18 protein-coding genes are annotated in these 21,219 nt (G+C 39.2%); 12 read left to right on the top strand and 6 right to left on the bottom strand.

Annotated features, from left to right (window positions below):
• Positions 1-37 precede the first annotated feature (37 nt).
• A complete protein-coding gene (locus tag DET49_RS05125) occupies positions 38-3,331 on the bottom strand; it encodes an amidohydrolase family protein (RefSeq protein WP_133547019.1) in 3,294 nt (1,097 codons plus the stop codon).
• Between the two features lie 149 nt (positions 3,332-3,480).
• On the opposite strand from DET49_RS05125, the gene DET49_RS05120 reads away from it, so the two are divergent.
• On the top strand, positions 3,481-3,999 hold the full coding sequence (locus DET49_RS05120) for a DinB family protein (protein ID WP_133547018.1): 519 nt from the start codon (positions 3,481-3,483) through the stop codon (positions 3,997-3,999).
• Here the strand turns inward: DET49_RS05120 and DET49_RS05115 are convergent.
• The 5 genes from DET49_RS05115 to metK form a co-directional block, all read right to left on the bottom strand.
• The gene (locus tag DET49_RS05115; RefSeq protein ID WP_133547017.1) at positions 3,996-4,934 is read right to left on the bottom strand and encodes a pyridoxal-phosphate dependent enzyme; all 939 of its coding nucleotides are present in this window, start codon (positions 4,932-4,934) and stop codon (positions 3,996-3,998) included. The two genes, DET49_RS05120 and DET49_RS05115, sit on opposite strands and share 4 nt — an antisense overlap.
• A 75-nt stretch (positions 4,935-5,009) precedes the next feature.
• The gene (locus DET49_RS05110) at positions 5,010-5,462 is read right to left on the bottom strand and encodes a universal stress protein (RefSeq protein WP_133547016.1); all 453 of its coding nucleotides are present in this window, start codon (positions 5,460-5,462) and stop codon (positions 5,010-5,012) included.
• A 96-nt stretch (positions 5,463-5,558) separates the two neighbouring features.
• A complete protein-coding gene (locus DET49_RS05105) occupies positions 5,559-6,488 on the bottom strand; it encodes a 2-hydroxyacid dehydrogenase (protein WP_133547015.1) in 930 nt (309 codons plus the stop codon).
• A 29-nt stretch (positions 6,489-6,517) separates the two neighbouring features.
• Positions 6,518-7,882: an acyl-CoA dehydrogenase family protein gene (locus DET49_RS05100; RefSeq protein ID WP_133547014.1), complete on the bottom strand. Its 1,365-nt coding sequence runs from the start codon at positions 7,880-7,882 to the stop codon at positions 6,518-6,520.
• Between the two features lie 131 nt (positions 7,883-8,013).
• Complete coding sequence (gene metK, locus DET49_RS05095) at positions 8,014-9,270, bottom strand: methionine adenosyltransferase (protein WP_133547013.1); 1,257 nt, start codon at positions 9,268-9,270, stop codon at positions 8,014-8,016.
• Between the two features lie 902 nt (positions 9,271-10,172).
• Here metK and DET49_RS05090 point away from each other — a divergent pair.
• From DET49_RS05090 to DET49_RS05040, 11 genes are all read left to right on the top strand, one after another.
• On the top strand, positions 10,173-11,465 hold the full coding sequence (locus DET49_RS05090; protein WP_133547012.1) for an O-acetylhomoserine aminocarboxypropyltransferase/cysteine synthase family protein: 1,293 nt from the start codon (positions 10,173-10,175) through the stop codon (positions 11,463-11,465).
• Between the two features lie 85 nt (positions 11,466-11,550).
• Positions 11,551-12,612, top strand: a complete 1,062-nt coding sequence (locus DET49_RS05085) for an alpha/beta fold hydrolase (RefSeq protein WP_133547011.1) — start codon at positions 11,551-11,553, stop codon at positions 12,610-12,612.
• An 11-nt stretch (positions 12,613-12,623) separates the two neighbouring features.
• On the top strand, positions 12,624-13,697 hold the full coding sequence (locus DET49_RS05080; RefSeq protein ID WP_133547010.1) for an aspartate kinase: 1,074 nt from the start codon (positions 12,624-12,626) through the stop codon (positions 13,695-13,697).
• 22 nt (positions 13,698-13,719) lie between these two features.
• Complete coding sequence (locus tag DET49_RS05075) at positions 13,720-14,883, top strand: trans-sulfuration enzyme family protein (RefSeq protein WP_133547009.1); 1,164 nt, start codon at positions 13,720-13,722, stop codon at positions 14,881-14,883.
• A gap of 95 nt (positions 14,884-14,978) precedes the next feature.
• The gene (locus tag DET49_RS05070; protein ID WP_133547075.1) at positions 14,979-15,395 is read left to right on the top strand and encodes an RrF2 family transcriptional regulator; all 417 of its coding nucleotides are present in this window, start codon (positions 14,979-14,981) and stop codon (positions 15,393-15,395) included.
• Positions 15,396-15,523: 128 nt separating this feature from the next.
• The gene (locus tag DET49_RS05065) at positions 15,524-15,775 is read left to right on the top strand and encodes a DUF2061 domain-containing protein (RefSeq protein WP_133547008.1); all 252 of its coding nucleotides are present in this window, start codon (positions 15,524-15,526) and stop codon (positions 15,773-15,775) included.
• 72 nt (positions 15,776-15,847) lie between these two features.
• The gene (locus DET49_RS05060; RefSeq protein WP_133547007.1) at positions 15,848-16,477 is read left to right on the top strand and encodes a phosphoadenosine phosphosulfate reductase family protein; all 630 of its coding nucleotides are present in this window, start codon (positions 15,848-15,850) and stop codon (positions 16,475-16,477) included.
• Positions 16,478-16,653: 176 nt separating this feature from the next.
• Positions 16,654-18,747 carry a HEPN domain-containing protein gene (locus DET49_RS05055; RefSeq protein WP_133547006.1) on the top strand — a complete coding sequence of 698 codons (2,094 nt, stop codon included), beginning with the start codon at positions 16,654-16,656 and terminating at the stop codon, positions 18,745-18,747.
• Entirely contained in the window at positions 18,713-19,525 is an 813-nt protein-coding gene (gene cobA / locus DET49_RS05050) for a uroporphyrinogen-III C-methyltransferase (protein ID WP_243729529.1), read from the top strand. Before DET49_RS05055 ends, cobA begins: the two co-directional genes overlap by 35 nt.
• A gap of 11 nt (positions 19,526-19,536) precedes the next feature.
• Positions 19,537-20,130 (top strand): bifunctional precorrin-2 dehydrogenase/sirohydrochlorin ferrochelatase, encoded by a 594-nt coding sequence (locus DET49_RS05045; RefSeq protein ID WP_133547005.1) that lies wholly within the window; start codon positions 19,537-19,539, stop codon positions 20,128-20,130.
• A complete protein-coding gene (locus DET49_RS05040) occupies positions 20,123-21,187 on the top strand; it encodes an NAD(P)/FAD-dependent oxidoreductase (RefSeq protein WP_133547004.1) in 1,065 nt (354 codons plus the stop codon). Before DET49_RS05045 ends, DET49_RS05040 begins: the two co-directional genes overlap by 8 nt.
• Positions 21,188-21,219: the final 32 nt, after the last annotated feature.

The following is a 21,219-nucleotide window of genomic DNA, read 5'->3' as shown; positions in this document are numbered from 1 at the left end:
AGTCTTTAAACTGATATTTTTGAAAGTACTTCCTAACTTAATTGGTCAGCTTATGGCAAATACAACCTGGTGCGGTAAAACTCTGGTTGCTTTCGTGCCATGGGAAAGCTGCGTTATACTTATTGTTCTCCCAGTAAAATTTGCCACGCTCTTTTGGGTGGTTTCCGATTTCATTCATTGTCTGGGCATCGAATAACCTTCCGTTAACCATAGTGTAGATGACCGTCTCTGAATTACGAATATCGTTCAGTGGGTTTTTTTCCAGAACGATCAAATCAGCTAGTTTCCCTACTTCCAAAGAGCCAATTTCACTCCCCATTCCAATATATTGTGCTCCGTTAATTGTTGCCGCTTGTAAGGCTTCCATATTGGTCATTCCACCCATGTGCAATAACCATAGTTCCCAATGCGCACCAAGTCCCTGCAGTTGGCCGTGGGCGCCCAGATTCACTTTTACGCCAAGATCGGAAAGGGCCTTTGCAGTCTGAGAAACTAAAATGGGACCGTTTTCATATTCTTCCTGGGGAAGTTTGGTTCGGTGTCTTGATCTTGAATCTACAATTTGTCTAGGGGTAAAATTCAACAAACGCTTATGTTCCCAAACATTATCTTTTTCGTAAAAATAATATTCCCCATTTATTCCTCCATAATTTACAATAAGTGTGGGGGTATAACCGGTATTACTATTGCTCCATAGGGTTTTTACGTCTTCATATACTGGGGCCACGGGAATATTGTGTTCAATTCCGGTGTGCCCGTCGACAATCATATTCATATTGTGAAAGAATGTGCTTCCGCCTTCAGGAACAACGTTCATATTTAAATCCTTGGCAGCCTGCATGATTTGCTGACGCTGCTCACGGCGCGGCTGATTGTAGCTTTTTACTGATGTCGCGCCAAAAGCTTTTGTTCTTCTTAAAGCTGACCTTGCGTCTTCAAGATTATTTATCACCGCTTTGAAATCGCCTTCTGCTCCATACAGGATGATTCCAGTGGAATAGATTCGCGGACCAACCATCTCACCGGCCTTAACCAGTTCAGCCATACTAAAAATACTCTCACTTAAAGCTGAAGGATCGTGAACGGTGGTCACCCCAAAACCCATATTGGCATATAAAGGCCAGTGTTTTTCGGGTGTCAAACCATATCTAAATGCACCTATGTGAGCGTGTGCATCTACTATTCCAGGCATTATGGTTTTACCTTGCAGGTCATAGACTTTAGCACTATTAGGAATTTTTACATCTGAAGTTTCCCCAATAGAAACAATTTTATTCTTATCAACTACAATGCTACCATTTTCAATAATTTTCTCACCATCCATGGTAATGATATGTGCATTGGTAAAAACAATTTTTCCCTCCGGAACATCAGTTTCCACTTGAAGTCCAATTTTTGTTCCTTTTTCCGTGATGGCAGGGATTGAATCTGGCGAGTTTTTCAGAAAGGTAAAACGCTCTGAAACTTTATTGGTAAAATACTCATCTCCTAAAGTCCAATGCACATTTTTACTATTATTAGACCAGTGAAGGTTCATTCCCGCATCTTTGGTAATTTGAGTGACAGGGATGCTTTTGGTCTTGTCGTCCAAATCTAAAGGTCGTCCAGTAAGTGTAAGGGGCGCCAGATAGGCCTGGTGCAAATGACTAAAAACCACCCATTTGTTATCCGGGCTAGGAACCAATCGGTTCGCGTGTTTAGAATTGATGTGTGTACGCTCATCATTTCCGCTTAAATCTATACTCTTTAAGCTTTTTTCCAGGTTACCCATAAGCGACCCACCGGTTTGAAAGAAAATCCGTGTATCGTCCTTATTGTACATTGGGAAATCTCCCGAATCGTGAATTTTAATTTTATTTTCTCCTGAAGTGCTAATGGTATAGATCCCAGGTTCTTTACTGAAAGTTTGTCCCTGGTCGCTATTGCCTTCTTCTTTTACAAAAACAATTTGTTCTCCATTATTTGAAAAGGACGGGTTCCTGTAAATGCCTTTTTCCGAAGTCAATTTCTGTGGCTGCCCTCCGTCTAAATCAACCTTCATCAAAGCACCCATTTGCTTATCATTCCAACTTACATAAACAATCTCTTTTCCATCGGGCGAAAAATCCGGTTCAAACTCAAAATCATCATCATCAGTAATCCTTTTTGGTCTCCCATTGGGCAGGGATTTTTTCCATAAATAGCCAACCGCGTTAAAAACGAGGGTTTTTCCATCTGGTGAGGTCACAGCCTGGCGAATAACTTTTGGATTGAATTCTTTGGAAAAAACCTGGTGTTCACTACGATGGCTTTCCGCGATTTCAATAGTATTTTCTACCTCAAATGGAATTATTCTGGTCTCATAATTTTCAATATTAACCTTATTGATTTTACCTCCGCTCCAAAATACGATTTCTTCCCCCGTAGGCATCCAGCTAAAGCCTGGGTAAACACCAAAAATCGCCCAGGTTTCCTGTTGATCCTTACTTAATTTATCGTAAACAGGCCATTCTTCTCCGGTTTCCAGATCATGAATGTATAATACCGATTTGGTCCTAACACGCTTTACGAATGCAAGTTTCTTACCATCAGGAGAAACCTGTGGTCTTGCAGCGCCGCCGGGACCTCCGGTAATAATGGTATTCTCACCGGTTTGAAAATCGTATCTTTTTATAACGTAAATCTGCTTATTTGGATCTTTATTGTACTGAAACATCCCGCCGGGATACATATCTTCACTATAATAAAGGTACCGCCCATCTGGGGAGATACTGGGTTCGTTGACATCCTGCTGATCGTTCTTACGCTCTGTAAGTTGTAAACCACCATCACCCCCAATATGGTAGAGCCACATTTCGCCTGCCCCTAAAGATCGCCCGGAGGTGAAATGCTTTCTGGCCACAACAGCATTTCCATCAGGTGTCCAAACAGCATTATTTAATAAACGGAAATCCTCCTTAGTAAGTTGTCTTACATTTTCTCCCTCGCTGTTCATAATCCAGATGTTGTCGCCACCACCGGCATCGCTGGTGAAAGAGATTTTAGAACCATCTGGGCTAAAACGGGGCTGGACCTCGTAAGCCATTCCACTTCTTAATATTTTAGCCTTTCCACCCCTGATAGGCATTTTATAAATATCACCTAAGAGGTCAAAAACGATAGTCTTTCCATCGGGAGAAACATCCAGGTTCATCCACGTGCCTTCATCGGTTTGCAGAGGGATCTTGTTTATTTTCCAGTCATCGGAATAAGGATCATTAACATTCCATTTTTTTTCGTCTTCTTTTTCCTGGGAAAATAGGTTAGTGGCTAGCAATAATAGAAAGATGGCCGGGAGGTATTTAGTAAACATAATATATTTTTTAGCGAGGCTAAATATACTATGAAAAGCTTAATAGCTCTAAAGTAATAATCGGATTTAAAAAAATGATAATTTTTCAGCTATTTGGTAGCTTTTGCTTTAAGTTTGTCTTGAATGTTTTCTGAAATTATTTATTAAAAATGAGAAAAAACATCCCTGAAAACTGGTTAAGAGGAAAAGTGCCGGATATTTCGGAATTATTACAACCTGCCGCTCACGCCTTATTGCAGTCCAAAGAAGAGGTGGGATTATATATGCGGGTATTTCCCAATGAATTACTCTGGGAAAAGCCTGCAGGAAGAGCTTCCGTTGGATTTCATTTACAACATTTAACCAGGGTGATTGATAGAATGCTTACCTATGCTAAAAAAGAAAAGTTATCTGAAATCCAGTTACAGTATTTAAAAAATGAAGGAAAACCGAATAATAAAATTTCAGCAGAATTTCTTGTCCAGAATTTTAAGAATAAAATAGATGAAGCAATGGATTTTCTCAAAAATACTCCTGAAAATATCATTACAGAATATAGACCGGTGGGAAGAAAGGAATTACCTTCCACTGTAATTGGTTTGCTTTTTCACGCCGCAGAGCATAGTCAGCGGCATGTAGGTCAGCTTTTGGTATCACTTAGTGTTTTAAAACAAAACCAGGGAATTTAAAACGGTAAATTACGCAAATCCACATTTCCTCCAGAAATTATTATCCCCACCCTTTTTCCACGGAATTTCTCCTTTGCTCGTAAGACTCCTGCAAAAGCCACAGCACTTGAGGGTTCTACTATGATTTTTAAGCGTTCCCAAATCAGTTGCATCGCTAGAATTATTTCATCCTCTTTTACCCGAATGATTTCAGAAACCTTATCTTTTATAATTGGGAAATTCTTATCACCCAGATGCGTTTTTAGCCCATCGGCAATGGTATTTGTCGTTTCGTTAAATTCAATTTTGCCACTTTTTAGAGAACGATACGCATCATCAACTTCAAAGGGTTCGGCGCCAATGGTTTTACAGTTTTTAGAATAAAAGTCTACTGCAAGAGATGTTCCAGCTAAGAGACCTCCGCCGCCCACGGGTGTTATCATTAGATCAAGTTCAGGGAAATCTTCGAGGAATTCTTTTGCTGCAGTTCCCTGGCCGTAGATGACTTGAAGATCATTGGAAGGATGTAAAAATGTGGCACCGGTCTTCTTTTGTATTTTTTTTGCAGCCGTTTCACGCGCTTTTATATTGGGTTCACATTCTGTAATCTGGCCGCCATATGTTTTTACCGCCTCTTTTTTTACTTGTGGGGCAGAAGAAGGCATGACTATAAAAGCAGGAATTCCAAGACTCTTTGCAGCAAGAGAAACTGCCTGTGCAAAGTTGCCGGAGGAATGTGTAACCACGCCTTTGGCCCGTTGATCATCGCTCAGAGCTAAAATTGCTGAGGTAGCCCCACGCATTTTAAAAGCGCCCATTTTCTGAAAATTCTCACATTTAAAATAAATTTGGGTTTGGGCCTCGATGTCTAATAAACGAGATCGCATAACCGGAGTGCGGTGAATAAAAGGAGCGATTTCTGAATGAAGTTTGGTGAATTCTTTTTTACTAATCATTTGACCGGTTTGGGACAATAAAATTAAAGAATTTTATTCAGTAAAATTTCAATTGTAAATCAGAAAGTTAGCCGTTTATGTTTCTTCTCCTATAGGAACAGACAATACCGGAATTTCTGCATTTTTAAATAATTCGACAGAAACACTTTCGGCAAAAAGATTATAAAAGAAACTGTGTTTGTGGGTTCCTACAATTAAAATATCCGCTTTTAATTTTTTAGCTTCTTCCAGCACGGTTTCCACAGTAGAACCCTGGATTAAAAGTGCATCCGATTCAATATTTTTACTGACGAACATTTCACAAATTTGCTGTAATTCTTTGTGTTCACTTTTAAGTTCATCGGCGCGCATATCGCGTATATACTGGGGCCCGGTTTCGAATCCCACAAAATCAGGATCGGGAGCGGCTACGTGAACTACCCAAATTTTAGCATCGAACTTTTCAGCGATACTTTCAGCATAAGCCATTAATTCCCCCACTGCATCATTAAAGTCTACGGCTACAAGAATATTTTTAAAAATTTTCATATGCTGGAGTTTTATATTTTTTCAAAGTACTACAAAAGCGCAGTCGGGATTTTTTAAGTTCAGACTGCGCTCTATTTAAATTACAAGGCAAGAAAATTAGTACCCCCTATCTCGTTTTACTAAGTTTTTAAGCTCTTCTTCCTCTTTCATTCTTTCATAGTTCTCTATGATTTGTGGAACTACAGATTCCGGATGAGTAACACTGGCCACATGTGGGGTTACTCTTATTTTAGGATGTTTCCAGAAAGGATGCTCGGGCCTTATTGGCTCTTCCCAAAATACGTCCAATGCGGCGCCAGAAAGATGTCCGTCATCTATTTTTGCCAACAAATCCTGTTCTACTAAATGTTCCCCTCTAGCTACGTTAATCACGTAGGCATCTTTAGGTAATTTTTCAAATAATTCCTTATTGAGAATTTTTTCGGTTTCAGCAGTTAAGGGAAGCATATTTACAAGGATGTCTGATTGCTCTAAAAAATCATCAAATTCATCCTCACCGGCAAAACTCTCCACATGATCAAAGTCTTTTTTATTTTTTGAAAAACCACGAACCTGAAACCCGTTTTTCAATAAGCATTTTGATACACTTTGCCCAAGATTTCCAATTCCCAGAATTCCAACCTTAACCTGGTCATTCCTGGTATAGGAAACCGGCTCCCATTTTTCATTTATTTGTTTTTCACGGTATTCCAGAAGGTTTCTCTGGTGTGCTAAAACCAGGCTCAAAACAAAGGTGCCCATATCTTCTTCCAAACGATCATCTACAACTTTAGTGATTTTTATATTTTCCGGAAGCTCTTTATCACTGGTAATATGGTCAACCCCAGCGCCCATAGAGGCAACAACTTTAAGGTTTGGGTAATTCTGAAAAATTCCACGGGGATGATTCCAACTTAATGCAAATTCTACCTCTTCTTTGTCGTGATCTTCGGGGTATACATAAACATTTAACCCCGGATGTTGATTTTTTAAAGCTTCAACCCAAGCTTTCGGGTCTTTTCCCGGACTAACTACTAAAAATGACATTCTTATCTATTTTTTTGAATGGTTAATATTTAGCTCACAAAGGCACTGTAACCGGTAATGGCACGGCCTACAATGAGCGAATTAATTTCTTTTGTTCCTTCGTAACTATAAATGGCTTCTGCATCTGCGACAAAGCGTGCGACGTCATATTCAAGAAGAATGCCGTTACCCCCCATAACTTCCCGGGCACGGCTAACCACGTCCCTGGTTCGCATACTACAAAAAACCTTTGCCAAAGATGCGTGTTCGTCGGTAAGTAAGTCGGCATCCTGCATTTCAGAGAGTCTGAAAACAAGTGTTTGCATAGCAGTGAGATTGGATACCATTTCTACCAGGTGATTTTGAATTAATTGATAAGATGCAATGGGTCTTCCAAACTGCTCCCTTTTCCTGGTATATTTCAGTGCACTCTCATAAGCGCCTCTAGCGCAACCAACCGCTTGCCAGGCTACTCCGGCACGGGTCATTCTCAAAACCTTTGCAGTGTCTTTAAAGGAATCTGCTTTTTGTAACCTATCACTTTCGGGCACTCTGCAATCGGTTAAGGTGATAATGGCGTTTTGAACAATTCGCAATGCCATTTTATCTTCCATTTTTTCGGCTTTAAAACCGGGGTTTCCTTTTCTAACTAAAAAACCTTTAACCTGGTTACTGACCTCATCGCGTGCCCAGATAATAATTACATCGGCGAAAGTGGCGTTTCCAATCCATTTTTTCTGTCCGTTTAAAATCCAGTTCTCGCCATCAAACCTGCACGTGGTTTCCAAACCCCCGGCCACTCCGGAACCAACATTAGGCTCTGTAAGACCAAAAGCACCAATTGCATCCAGTTTTTGCATTTTGGGTAGCCATTCCTGTTTTTGTTCCTCGCTTCCACATAGATAAATAGATCCCATTGCAAGCCCGCTATGCACACCAAAGAAGGTGGAAATAGAAACATCTACACGTGCGATTTCCTGTGCAATGATGCCTTCCATTAAGAAAGGCAGATTAGGACAGCCATAACCTTGGTAAGGCACCCCTGTAATATTTAGCTTTTTAAATTTTTCAATGATTTCGTGTGGAAATTTTGCGCGGTTCCAATGGTCATTTACCAAAGGGCGAACTTCATCTTCCATAAAATTGCGAACTTCCATTTGAAGCTTGCGTTGTTCTTGGGTAAGTTTTAGGTCTAAATTGTAAAAATCCCCTGTAATTGGAGGAAGATCGCTTTGACCTTTTTTACGTTTGGTTTTTAACATTTTCATCAAACCCTTTAGTTGGCGCTCATCCAGCTGCCCTAAACTTTTCATTGCTTCTGAAAGGTCTATTTGTTCATTTATTTTAGCTAACTGATCCATATCAACCGACTTTAACAGGTTGATGGTGTTTTTTACTTTTCTAAAAATGGACATAAGGTGCTTGATTGGTGTAGTTCTAAAATTAGGAATTAAAACTGCGTCCGGTTGTTAAAGCTTTCCGAAGAAAACGTCAAAAAAAATACCGCTGATTTTCAGCGGTATTTAAAGTAATTATGATAAAAAACTCAAAGTTTAAAGGCTTCTTTCACCTTATCCACATAATCAAGTTTTTCCCAGGTAAAGAGTTCAACTTCTTTTTTTATTTCTCCTGAATACGGGCTTTTATATATTTTCGTAACGGTTCTTGGTTCTTTACCCATATGTCCGTATGCTGCAGTTTCTCGATAAATAGGATTTCTAAGTTTCAAACGGTTTTCAATGGCCCAGGGGCGCATATCGAATATTTCAGCTACTTTTTTTGCTATTTCCCCATCTTTCATATCTACCTTAGAAGTTCCATAGGTCTCTACTGATATCGAAGTGGGTTCAACTACACCGATGGCATAGGAAACCTGCACCAAAACTTCATCTGCCAGGCCAGCAGCAACTAGATTTTTTGCAACATGGCGAGAAGCATATGCTGCCGAACGGTCCACTTTACTAGGATCCTTCCCTGAAAATGCACCTCCTCCATGAGCGCCTTTACCACCGTAAGTATCTACGATTATTTTTCGTCCGGTTAATCCGGCATCGCCGTGCGGTCCTCCAATTACAAATTTTCCGGTAGGATTTATATGATAGGTGATCTGGTCATTAAATAATTCCTGAACATAGCTGGGCAATTGTTTTTTTACTCGCGGAATAAGGATTTCAAGAATGTCTTTTTTAATTTTTTTCAGCATTTGGTCATCGTTCTCATCGAAATCGTCATGCTGAGTAGAGACTACAATAGCTACAATTTTCTGCGGAACATTTTCGTCGCTGTATTCAATGGTAACCTGACTTTTAGAATCGGGTCGTAAATAAGGAATATCTTTCCCTTCACGTCTTAATTTAGCAAGTTCAATTAGAATCTTATGCGAAATATCCAAAGCTAGGGGCATATAATTTTCAGTTTCATTGGTAGCATAGCCAAACATCATTCCCTGATCTCCGGCGCCCTGCTCTTCCTTATTGCCGCGATCCACACCCTGGTAAATCTCCTGAGATTGCTCATGAATTAAAGAAATAACCCCACAGGAGTCCCCGCTAAATTTGTAAGCCCCTTTAGTATAACCAATGTCATTGATCACTTCACGGGCGATATTTTGCACGTCTAGATAGGTGTCGCTTCGAACCTCGCCGGCAAGAACCACCTGGCCGGTTGTGACTAAAGTTTCACAAGCTACTTTAGAGTTTTCATCAAATGCCAGGAAATTATCTAGTAAAGTATCGCTAATCTGATCGGCGATTTTATCGGGATGTCCTTCAGAAACACTTTCTGAAGTAAATAAATAAGCCATATTTTAAAATTAGTTTTTTAAAAATACGGGTTGAATTTGACAGAAAGCTAAGGGAGTAGTGATACTGCTTTAGCATTTTTCTTACACTTATAAAAAGTATAAAAGGGTTGCAATCAGTCAAATCCTTCCCTTTTTTAATTCGTCTACAAATGTATAAAAATTACCCAAATTCCAATTTTATTTAACTTTCTTTTTCCTGATGCTGAAAAATTTTAGAAAGAAACTGTAAACAGAAAAGGAGGATGTTCTATTTTACAAGTCTGGAATAGAGTTAATTAACCAATAAGACATATTAAAATGAATTATAATCAGTTTTAAAGCATTTTATTTTTTAATTATTTATTTTAAACGGTTAATATTTTTTTTTCCGTAAAAATGAAGTTTAGGTTTGGATATTAAAAAGTTCTGCCCTTATCTTTGTGGCAAGCAAAAGAAAGAAATGTACCAGATAATTTGCAATATGATGCGTATGATGATGTGGAGAACTTCCGCAGCGCGCTCCATTGCTTAATTCTGAATAAGATAAATTGCAAAAAGCCGCTGCCAATCGCAGCGGTTTTTTTTATTTAAAAGATAATGATAGTCACCAAGACCGAAATTCAAGCTTAAGCCGGAGAAAAAAATAAAATTGAATTTCTGGTTTTGAGGGAAAAAATAAAAATTAAAAGATGAAAAATTTTAAGGCAATAAAAAATATGATGATGTGTATGTGTATGCGACACATGAAATGCTATTGCCAAAACCGAATGTAACTTAGTTTGTTTAGAGTTCAATTTAAAGGTCCCCTTGGTAATAGCTGCTTAAGGGGACTTTTTTTTACTTATCAAAATATTTTCGAAAAAAAGAAATTCAAAAAAAATAAAGCTTCTCAGTTTGAAGCAACACTTTAAAAAATAGAAATTATGAGTACTCAAAAATTTTCAACAAACGCATTACACGCTGGTCACGATACTAAAATTAATGGAGGAACAAGGGCGGTACCTATTTACCAAACAACTTCTTATGTTTTTAATAATTCAGATCATGCGGCCAATCTTTTCTCCCTTGCAGAACCCGGTTACATATATACCCGATTGAATAATCCTACTAATGATATTCTGGAACAACGCCTGGCAGCATTAGAAGGTGGAATCGCCGCGGTTGTTACCGCATCAGGAACTGCTGCGATTAATACCACTCTATTAACCCTGTTGAAATCCGGTGATCATATCGTAGCTTCCAGCAGTTTGTATGGTGGGACTTACAATCTTTTGAGCGTTACATTACCTAGGTTTGGGATTACCACCACTTTTGTGGATCCAGAGAATCCTGAGAATTTTAAAAAAGCAGCCAAAGACAATACCCGTGCGATTTTTGTAGAATCACTTGGGAATCCCAAATTGGATGTTTTGGATCTTAAAGCGATTTCAGCAGAAGCGAATGCTCTTAAAGTGCCATTTATAGTGGATAATACGGTAGCAACGCCTTCTTTATTAAAACCTATTGATCACGGTGCCGATATTGTCATAGAATCGCTGACCAAATACATTAGCGGAAACGGAACTTCCCTGGGAGGGGCGATTATCGATGCTGGAAATTTTAACTGGGCAAATGGAAAATTTCCTGAATTCACAGAACCATCACCAGGTTACCACGGACTTGTTTATCACGAGGCTTTAAAGGAAGCGGCTTTTATTGCTAAAGTTAGAATCGAGGGTCTCCGTGATCACGGTGCAGCTTTAAGTCCATATAATGCATTTCAGATATTACAAGGTTTGGAAACGCTGGAAATAAGAATAAAACAGCATAGTGAAAATGCGCTGGAACTGGCCAAATGGCTAGAGCAACAAAAAGAAGTAAAATGGGTGAATTATCCCGGCCTGGAAAGTAGCAAGTATAATAAACTTGCCAAAGAGTACCTGCCCAAAGGGCAAAGTGGCGTGGTAACTTTTGGAGTGGAAGGCGGCTTCGAATCAGCTAAAGTTGTGGCTGATGAAACTAAGTTGTTTTCGCTGGTTGCCAATATTGGGGATACAAAATCTTTAATCATTCATCCTGCAAGCACTACACATCAGCAACTGGACGAAAAACAACAGGCTACTGCGGGAGTTACTCAGGATCTTATTCGTCTTTCGGTAGGTTTAGAAGCTTTGGATGATTTAAAAACAGATTTAAAGGAAGCTTTTGCCAAAATTAATAGTAAAGCGCTGGTATAATTTATTGTTGGTGGAAAGGCAAGGGAAAAAGCAGCCAGGTTAAGTCTTTTTCCTTTTGCTCTTTCTAAATCAAAAAAGGAAAAAAATGCTTCAGGAACTTTGTTTAAAAGATTTTGAAAATTCTGCTGGAACACTGCAGGATATCTATGTGAGTTTTCAGCAATTTGGGCAAAATTCGGAAACCGCACCAGTGGTTTTAATAAACCATGCGCTCACGGGTAACTCCCAGATAACTGGAAAGCTCGGTTGGTGGAATAAAATTGTTGGGCCTCAAAAATGTATAGATACCAATAGATTTAGTATTCTGGCATTTAATATTCCGGGAAATGGCTTCAATGGAAAAAAGGAACATTTAATTGAAAATTATAAAGAATTTACGCTTCGGGATATTGCCAGAATTCAGGCTTTGGCTCTTGAGCGATTAAAAATCGAGAAACTGTTTGCTGTAATCGGCGGTTCTATTGGGGGAGCTTTGGCCTGGGAACTGGCTGCTTTAAAGCCGGGATTGGCGCAGAACATAATTCCTATAGCTACCGATTTTAAAGCCACAGATTGGGTCTTGGCAAATTGTAAAGTACAGGAACAAATCCTGAATAATTCCAATGCACCAGTAAAGGATGCGAGAATGCACGCGATGACATTTTATCGTACCCCACAGTCGCTAAGCAAGAAATTTAACAGGACTAAAGAAGAAATAAAGCCTTGTTATAAAGTAGAAGGCTGGTTGCAATATCACGGCGATAAACTGGAAGAACGTTTTCAACTGGCTTCTTATAAGTTAATGAACCATTTGTTGACCACTATAGACATTAGCAGGGGTAGCGGAAATTACCTGGAAGCTGCAAAGAAAATAGAAGGGAATATACATATTGTAACGGTAAATTCTGATTGGTTTTTTCTTGCTGACGAAAACTGGGATACCTATGTAAACTTATCCTTGGTGAAGCATAATGTGACTATTCACGAAATTAGATCAATTCACGGACACGATGCGTTTTTAATTGAAGCTGCCCAGTTGTCCAGATTTTTAAACCCTGTGTTTAAGATCAACCTTGATAAAAATGAAAACCAAAAGCTGGAGACAGAAATTTTTAATAAGCAGGCCAATGAAGATAGATCTTTTTCAAATTTCCGATCCTGGAGTTAAAATATAACTAGATGAAGAAAGTGAACATCATTTTATTTGGAATCGGTAATGTAGGCAGTACATTAATCCAACAATTACTTGGTGCAAAAGCACTATGGGAAAAACATTCAGGAGTGTCGGTTAGTATTCCGGTTATTGCCAATTCTAGAAAGGTACTCTTTAATCCAGCAGGAATTTCCGAAAACTGGCAAAAAGAGTTCAAGAAATCTGGAAAAAAATACCAACTTGAAGATATTCTTGATTTTACTAAGGAGTATGGCCTGGAACATCTTATCGCAATAGATGCCACGGCCAGCAAGAATTTTGTAGCGCTTTATATTCGCCTCATTCAAAACGGTTTTAACCTGGTAGCGGCAAATAAAGTAGCCAATACACTTTCGGCGGATTTTTATAACAAATTGCGCAAAGAATTAGATTATCACGGAAAATATTTTCACTATGAAACTAATGTGGGTGCCGGGTTACCAATAGTCCAAACCGTACAGGGCTTGCATCAGGCAGGGGAAAAAGTCACAAAAATTAGAGGGGTCTTCTCCGGATCACTGAGTTTTATATTCAATACATTTTCTGAGAATAAGGAGAAGTTTTCAGATGTGCTGCGGAAAGCAGGAAAGCTAGGGTATACAGAACCCGATGCCCGGGAGGACCTTTCGGGAAATGATGTAGGTAGAAAGTTATTAATTCTGGCACGTGAACTAGAGTTGGAAAAGGAATTTCAGGAAGTTAAGATTCAATCTTTAATACCTGAAAAACTAAATGGCAAAACTACATCAGAAGAATTTAACCGTAGAATAGGAGAGCTGGATGAAATATTTTTTCAACATAAAAATAAGCAGAAGAAAGACCATGTGCTAAGGTACATTGGAGAAATCGAAGTAAGTAGTGCTAACCTGGAGGCAAAGCTTATTTCCGAACCTAAAAATACCGCCCTGGGTCAGATTAAGGGTGCAGATAATATTTTTGAGATTTACACAGAATCCTACGGCGATCAACCGCTTGTTATTCAAGGAGCCGGTGCGGGTGCCGCGGTAACCGCCCGGGGCGTAGCAAGTGATGTGCTAAAGCTATCGCAAAGACTAAATTAAAAATCTACCAAAACCAACAATTATGCATTTTGAAACCGAAGCCATTAGAACACAAAACGAACGAACGCAATACCAGGAGCATTCCACGCCGCTCTATCTTACGTCCAGTTATGTTTTTGATGATGCCGAAGATATGCGAGCTTCATTTTCTGAAGAAAAAGAACGCAATATTTACAGCCGATTTACAAATCCAAATACCTCAGAGTTTACTGAGAAAATAGCAAAAATGGAAGGTGCACAGGCTGGGTTTGCATTCGCAACAGGAATGAGTGCCGTATTTTCAAGCCTTGCTGCACTGTTGAATAGTGGTGATCATATAATCTCGGCAAGATCGGTTTTTGGATCTACACATAGTTTATTTACCAAGTATTTTCCGAAGTGGAATATTTCACATTCCTATTTTAATGTGGATGAAGTTGATAAAATTGAAAGTTTAATAAAACCGGAAACCAAAATTATCTTCGCTGAAACCCCTACCAATCCCGGGGTAGATATTTTAGATTTAGAAGTGCTGGGAAAACTTGCGAGAAAGCACAACCTTATTCTAATAATAGATAATTGTTTTGCAACTCCCTGGTTGCAGAATCCTATCAAATTCGGTGCACATTTAGTGATTCATTCGGCGACAAAATTAATAGACGGACAAGGCCGCGTTCTGGGCGGTGTAACAGTTGGAAACGCTGATTTAATCAGGGAAATCTACCTGTTCTCAAGGAATACTGGGCCGGCTTTGTCACCGTTTAATGCCTGGGTGCTCTCCAAAAGCCTGGAAACGCTTTCCGTTCGTTTGGATAAGCATTGTGAAAATGCAGAAAAAGTAGCAGAATTTTTAGAGACTGAGGTCAATGCCGAAAATGTAAAATATCCTTTTTTAAAGTCGCATCCACAGTATGATATTGCAAAAAAACAAATGAAAAAAGGAGGTAATATAGTGGCATTTGAAATCAGAGGTGGGATTGCTGCTGGAAGAAAATTTATAGATGCAATAAAGCTCTGTTCAAGATCTGCAAACCTTGGAGATACAAGGAGTATTGTTACGCATCCGGCATCTACCACCCATAGTAAGTTAAGTGAAGAAGACAGGTTAGAGGCAGGAATAAAACCGGGGCTGGTAAGGGTATCAGTAGGATTAGAGCATGTGGATGATGTGATAGAAGATTTAAAACAAGCTTTAAACTCAATTTAGTTATGGTAATTTCAGCAAATTCCGGGCTTTTTAATTTTTCCTTAGAGAATTCAATTATAAATGCTAAAAAGTCAATATTTAAGTATATTCGCAATATGCTTTCAAAAAAGACAAAATACGGAATTAAAGCGCTGGCATTTATTGCGAAAAAAGGAGATAAAAGGCCAGTTCAGACTTCTGAGATATCAAAAAGTGAGAATATTTCCCAGAAGTTCCTTGAAAGCATTCTTCTGGAACTACGAAAATCGGGCTTTTTGGGTTCTAAAAAAGGTAAAGGCGGTGGTTATTATTTAATCAAAGAACCCGAAGCTATCAAAATGACTGCAGTAATTAGGGTTTTAGAGGGGCCCATTGCCATGGTACCTTGTGTAAGCCTTAATTATTACGAAAAATGTGGCGATTGTCCTAGTGAAGAAGCCTGTTCTGTCCATAGTTTGATGATTCAGGTTAGGGATAGTACGCTAAAGGTACTGGGCGATAATACATTAGCCGATATTTCTGCTAAGAAATAAGAATTAGAAATCAAATGTTAAATACTGAAATTTAGGCCATTAAAAATTGGCCTGTTAAAAAAACAAAGTTACTTTTGTTTTATAACCTACTAACCCGATAGGGTATTAGAATTTAAATAAGAAGCAGAATGATACTGGATCAAGTGAAATCTAAGAGCAATTATAAAAAGGACAGTACTTCGGAAAAGCCTTTAAGAAGCATTTTAAAAACGGTTAGCTGGAGAATTGTGGGAACCCTAGATACGATTCTTATTTCCTGGGTTTTAACTGGAAAAATTGAAACCGCCCTGGCTATAGGTTCGGTAGAATTAGTAACTAAAATGATCCTTTATTTTGCACACGAACGCATATGGAATTTAATAAGTTTCGGAAAGCAATAAAACAAAAACTGATTGCATAGCATTTTAAATAGAGCATAATTAACTCAGAAACGACCAGAAAATTTATAAAAGATGAAACGGTACAGCGAAAAAGAATTAAAAATCCTCAACCAGCAGTTCAAGGGAATAACGCCGGCTGAGATCGTGCAATGGGTGGTTTCTAACGCCGCGAGGCCGGTAATCACGACTAATTTCAGACCTTATGAAGCAGCGATTTTACACGCGGTTTCAGAAATAGATCCCGTAATAAAGGTGATTTGGTGCGATACCGGTTATAATACTCCGCAAACCTATAAACACGCAAAACAGGTGATTGATCAGTTGTCACTTAATGTAAAGCTTTATACCCCAAAACAAACTGCCGCCTATCGCGATGCACTTTTTGGCGGAATTCCTGATATCAATAACCCACAGCACGAAGAGTTCACCAGACAGGTTAAACTGGAACCTTTCTTGCGAGCTATGCGCCAGCAAAATCCAGATGTTTGGTTTACCAACCTTAGAAAGGGACAGACCAGCTTCAGGGATAGTATAGATATTTTGAGCTACAGTAAAGATGGCGTCTTGAAAGTAAGTCCCTTCTACCACTGGAGCGATGAAAAACTCGATGCGTATTTAGAGCAAAATCACTTGCCAAATGAATTTAAATACTTTGATCCCACAAAAGTTCTGGAAAACCGGGAATGTGGTCTACACGCTTGATTAATAAAATGAGAAAAGAGTAAAAATATACAAGTATGTGCCGTTGGATTATGCGTATCTGCTGCTTCTAAAAGTATCTTTTATAAAAATTATATAAGGTCTTTTAAGTGAAAATTTGAAAGGGCCTATCTTATTAAATACCTGTAGTTCAGGTTTAAATTTAAAAAATATCAGTAATGCAAAGTTTTAGAACCGAAATAGAAAACCCAGTTGTAGAGAAGGATATCCTGGATCTGGAAAAGAAAATCAGGTTATTTCGTGAAGGGAAAGCCGATGAAGAGAAATTTCGAAGCCTTCGTTTAGCTCGTGGTGTGTATGGGCAAAGACAGGCTGGCGTACAAATGGTTCGAATAAAACTGCCATTTGGAAAAGTAACATCAGAACAGCTGCATAGAATAGCTGATGTTTCTGATGAATATTCCAAGGGACGTTTACATATTACTACACGTCAGGATATACAGATTCACCACGTAAGTTTAGATAGAACACCGGAGCTGTGGGCACAATTGGAGAAAGATGATATTACCTTACGTGAAGCATGCGGCAACACGGTGAGAAACGTGACCGCTTCCCCAACCGCGGGAATTGATACAAATGAACCTTTTGATGTTTCCCCTTATGCACAGGGAACTTTCGAATTTTTTCTTCGGAATCCGATTTGCCAGGAAATGGGAAGAAAATTTAAGATTTCCTTTTCTTCTTCCGATGAAGATACAGCATTAAGTTATATTCATGATCTTGGCTTTATCGCTAAACTGAAAGAAGGAAAACGTGGATTTAAAGTTATGTTAGGTGGCGGTCTCGGCTCACAGCCTAGACATGCGGATGAACTTTATGATTTTCTTCCCGCTGAAGAACTACTTCCCTTAATAGAAGGTGTTTTACGAGTTTTTGATCGTTATGGCGAACGTGCTAAAAGGCTAAAAGCCAGGATGAAATTTCTCGTAAAAGATATTGGAAAGGAAGCTTTTATGGATTTGGTAGCCAAGCAAAACACAGCACTATCTAAAAATCATCCTGCATTTAAAATTGAAAAATTCGAAGTAACACCACCACTGCAAAAAGTGGAGGTGCCCACTGTAAAAATTGAAGACCAGAAAGTTTTTGAAATCTGGAAAAGCACCAATGTTATCCCACAGAAACAGGAAGGATTGTTCGCAATTGGAATTCGAGTTCCGTTAGGGGATTTTTATACTGGGGGTGCAAGGAAACTTGCCGATTTAGTTAAAAAGTATGCAGGAAATGAGATTAGGCTAAGTTTAAGACAGGATATTTTAGTACGTCATGTTAGAGAAGAATTGCTGCCATTTTTCTATTCCGAGTTGAAAAAGCTGGGCTATGCGGAAACCGGTTATGATAAAACTGTAGATATTACGGCCTGTCCGGGTACCGATACCTGTAACCTTGGAATTGCCAGCAGTACCGGTATTGCCGATGTGCTGGAGGATGTATTAAAAGAAGAATACCCGCAGTTTATAAACGGAAAAGATATTACCATAAAAATAAGTGGTTGTATGAATGCTTGTGGTCAGCATAATATGGCTGAGATAGGTTTCCAGGGTATGTCTGTAAAAGTCGGGAAAACCGTAGCCCCGGCTCTTCAGGTTTTACTTGGGGGAGGAACCATTGGTAATGGCCAGGGTCGTTTTGCTGATAAAGTAGTGAAAGTGCCAAGTAAACGAGGTCCGCAAGCTTTGCGATTGTTACTGAATGATTTTCAGGCCAATGCGAATTCCAAAGAGAGGTTTGCTGAATATTACGATCGCCAGGGGAAAACCTATTTCTACGATTTATTAAAGGACCTGGCTGATACTTCAAGCCTAACAGAAAACGAGTATATAGATTGGGGTCATGAAGAACCTTATATAAAAGCAGTTGGAGTTGGCGAATGTGCCGGTGTGGTGATCGACCTTATCGCTACCCTCTTATTTGAAAGCGAAGAAAAAATAGACAATGCGAAAAGCGCGCTAGGGAGAAAGGCGTGGGCGGATAGTATTTATCATTCCTATACCTCCATTGTGAATTCTGCTAAGGCAATGCTGCTGGCAGAGGATGTGAAAACCAATACCCAGGCCGGTATCATCTCGCAGTTTGACGAATTGTTCGTAGAAACCGGTAAAATTGAATTATCGACTTCTTTTAAAGAATTCGTTTATCAAATGGATAGGCATGAGCCAACAGAGGCTTTTGCTAATGATTATTTAGAGGATGCGCATTTGTTCTTAAAAAGGGTAGATGCATTTAGAACAAAGGAGGTACAAAATGTATAATTCACCAAAATTAAGCGTAGTCGGAGCAGGTCCTGGAGATCCCGAATTGATTACAATAAAGGCCATAAATGCATTAAAGGATGCTAAAGTTGTGCTATTTGATGCACTTATAAACCGGGACCTCTTAAAATATTGTCCTCAGGCCGAGCATATTTTTGTCGGTAAACGCAAGGATAAGCACCGTTATTCACAGGAGCAAATCAACCAGCTGATCGTAAAATATGCCTTTGAAAGAGGACACGTGGTACGCTTGAAAGGCGGCGATCCTTTTATTTTCGGCAGGGGGTCTGAAGAAATTAATTACGCAAAAAGCAAAGGTTTGGAAACAGCTGTGGTTTCAGGAATAACATCTTCCGTAGCGGTGCCTGCAAATGTTGGTATTCCCCTTACCCAACGTGGAACTTCTGAGAGTTTTTGGGTGATCACCGGGACAACAACGCAAAAGAAACTTTCTGATGATGTTCGCCTGGCAGCGCAGTCAACTGCAACAGTAGTGATCTTGATGGGGATGTCGAAACTTGCCGAAATTGTAGACATTTTTAGTCACTATGGAAAGGAAAATATTCCCGTAGGAATTATCCAAAATGGCACAACCACAAATGAGCAAACTGGTTTTGGAACCATTAAAAGTATTGAGAAAGTAGTTGCTGAAAAACAATTAACCGCCCCCGCCATTATCGTAATTGGCGAAGTGGTTAGGGAAAGCGGAAAACTGCAGGCTGTTTTCGAAAATGTAAGTGAAAAGAGTGAATATATTAATTACTCCATCCAGGCATAGAGAGCAATTTTATGGAAGAAAGAAACGAATTATACCCAGTATTTTTAAAAGTCAATAAACTCAATATTCTGGTGGTTGGCGGAGGAAGTGTAGGACACGAAAAATTGCATTTTCTATTTAAATCAAGCCCGAATGCCAGGGTAGAAGTAGTGGCTAAATGGTTTTTGCCTGAAACAGAAGAATTGGCAAAAAAACATGGGGCAAAATTAACCAAAGGCAGGTATAAAAGAAAATATCTTAAAAATAGGCATTTTGTAATTGCGGCCACCAATGATGAGAAATTGAACAAACGCGTATACAAACATGCGAAAAAGCGATACTTACTGGCCAATATTGCCGATACCCCGGAACTCTGTGATTTCTATATGGGTGGAATTGTAAACAAGGGCCATGTGAAAATAGCGATTTCCACTAATGGGAAATCACCTACCGCTGCCAAGCGTCTGCGTCAGTTTTTTGAGGAAGTAATTCCTGAAAACATAAACCAAATGGTGGAAAACCTGAATGAATACAGAAGCACTATAAAAGGCGATTTTGAAGCTAAAGTATCACAAATGAATTCTATAACCGAATCTTTAAAAGTTAAAAACAAGAGTGATGATTAAAACAGATATCCTGATAATTGGGGCCGGACCAACCGGATTGTTTACCGTTTTTGAGGCGGGTTTACTAAAGTTAAAAACGCATTTAATAGATGCACTGCCGCAACCCGGAGGACAATGCTCTGAAATATATCCTAAAAAACCAATTTATGATATTCCAGCATTTCCTGAAATTTTAGCGGGAGATCTGGTGGGAAATTTAATGGAGCAAATAAAACCTTTTGAACCCGGGTTTACCTTGGGCGAACGTGCCGAAACTTTAGAAAAACTCGATGATGGTACTTTTATAGTGACCACCAATAAAGGAACAAAACATCATGCTCCGGTAGTGGCAATTGCCGGTGGACTGGGTTCTTTTGAACCAAGAAAGCCCCCGATTGCTAATATTGCCGATTTTGAAGATAAAGGGGTTTCTTATTTTATTAAAGATCCTGAGGTATATCGTGATAGAAAAGTGGTGATCGCCGGGGGTGGTGATTCGGCTTTAGACTGGGCCATTTATCTGGCCGATGTCGCTGCCGAAGTTGCATTGGTTCATCGTAGGGCGGAGTTCCGTGGCGCTCTGGATTCTGTAGAAAGGGTTTCAGAATTGGCTAAACTGGGTAAAATTGAAATGATAACCAATGCTGAAGTTGTAGGCCTGAGAGGTGAAGATCAACTTGAGCAAGTGGTCATCAGACATAAAGATGAAGCACGTGGAGAGGAATTTAAGGATGTAGACGATTTTATACCGCTTTTCGGGTTGTCTCCTAAACTGGGGCCAATAGGAAGCTGGGGACTGGAAATAGAGAAAAACGCAATTAAAGTTGATAATTCTTACGATTATCAAACAAATATTCCCGGAGTTTATGCTATCGGAGATGTCAATACCTATAAAGGAAAATTGAAATTGATCCTTTCCGGTTTCCACGAGGCCGCGATTATGTGCCAAAGTGCTTACCAGCGAATTTTTCCCGATAAGAAATACGTGCTTAAATATACTACAGTGGGCGGTGTAACAGGATTTGATGGTAGTAAAAAAGAAGCCAAAAAAGAAGTGGTGCAGAGTATTGGGGTTTAGACCTATTTAAATGATTATTGCAGGCATACTTG

It is taken from the genome of Salegentibacter sp. 24, assembly GCF_004362395.1.
GTDB lineage: Bacteria > Bacteroidota > Bacteroidia > Flavobacteriales > Flavobacteriaceae > Salegentibacter.
This window is presented reverse-complemented; position numbering and strand designations above follow the sequence as displayed.

Excerpts from the sequence above, each read along its gene's own strand:
- DET49_RS05120 (WP_133547018.1), top strand. The coding sequence starts at position 3,481 with ATGAGAAAAAACATCCCTGAAAACTGGTTAAGAGGAAAAGTGCCGGAT.
- DET49_RS05070 (WP_133547075.1), top strand. The coding sequence starts at position 14,979 with ATGCTTTCAAAAAAGACAAAATACGGAATTAAAGCGCTGGCATTTATT.
- DET49_RS05080 (WP_133547010.1), top strand. The coding sequence starts at position 12,624 with ATGAAGAAAGTGAACATCATTTTATTTGGAATCGGTAATGTAGGCAGT.
- metK (WP_133547013.1), bottom strand. The coding sequence starts at position 9,270 with ATGGCTTATTTATTTACTTCAGAAAGTGTTTCTGAAGGACATCCCGAT.
- DET49_RS05085 (WP_133547011.1), top strand. The coding sequence starts at position 11,551 with ATGCTTCAGGAACTTTGTTTAAAAGATTTTGAAAATTCTGCTGGAACA.
- DET49_RS05040 (WP_133547004.1), top strand. The coding sequence starts at position 20,123 with ATGATTAAAACAGATATCCTGATAATTGGGGCCGGACCAACCGGATTG.
- DET49_RS05115 (WP_133547017.1), bottom strand. The coding sequence starts at position 4,934 with ATGATTAGTAAAAAAGAATTCACCAAACTTCATTCAGAAATCGCTCCT.
- DET49_RS05055 (WP_133547006.1), top strand. The coding sequence starts at position 16,654 with ATGCAAAGTTTTAGAACCGAAATAGAAAACCCAGTTGTAGAGAAGGAT.
- DET49_RS05075 (WP_133547009.1), top strand. The coding sequence starts at position 13,720 with ATGCATTTTGAAACCGAAGCCATTAGAACACAAAACGAACGAACGCAA.
- DET49_RS05090 (WP_133547012.1), top strand. The coding sequence starts at position 10,173 with ATGAGTACTCAAAAATTTTCAACAAACGCATTACACGCTGGTCACGAT.
- DET49_RS05110 (WP_133547016.1), bottom strand. The coding sequence starts at position 5,462 with ATGAAAATTTTTAAAAATATTCTTGTAGCCGTAGACTTTAATGATGCA.
- cobA (WP_243729529.1), top strand. The coding sequence starts at position 18,713 with ATGCATTTAGAACAAAGGAGGTACAAAATGTATAATTCACCAAAATTA.
- DET49_RS05060 (WP_133547007.1), top strand. The coding sequence starts at position 15,848 with ATGAAACGGTACAGCGAAAAAGAATTAAAAATCCTCAACCAGCAGTTC.
- DET49_RS05105 (WP_133547015.1), bottom strand. The coding sequence starts at position 6,488 with ATGTCATTTTTAGTAGTTAGTCCGGGAAAAGACCCGAAAGCTTGGGTT.
- DET49_RS05065 (WP_133547008.1), top strand. The coding sequence starts at position 15,524 with ATGATACTGGATCAAGTGAAATCTAAGAGCAATTATAAAAAGGACAGT.
- DET49_RS05100 (WP_133547014.1), bottom strand. The coding sequence starts at position 7,882 with ATGTCCATTTTTAGAAAAGTAAAAAACACCATCAACCTGTTAAAGTCG.
- DET49_RS05045 (WP_133547005.1), top strand. The coding sequence starts at position 19,537 with ATGGAAGAAAGAAACGAATTATACCCAGTATTTTTAAAAGTCAATAAA.
- DET49_RS05125 (WP_133547019.1), bottom strand. The coding sequence starts at position 3,331 with ATGTTTACTAAATACCTCCCGGCCATCTTTCTATTATTGCTAGCCACT.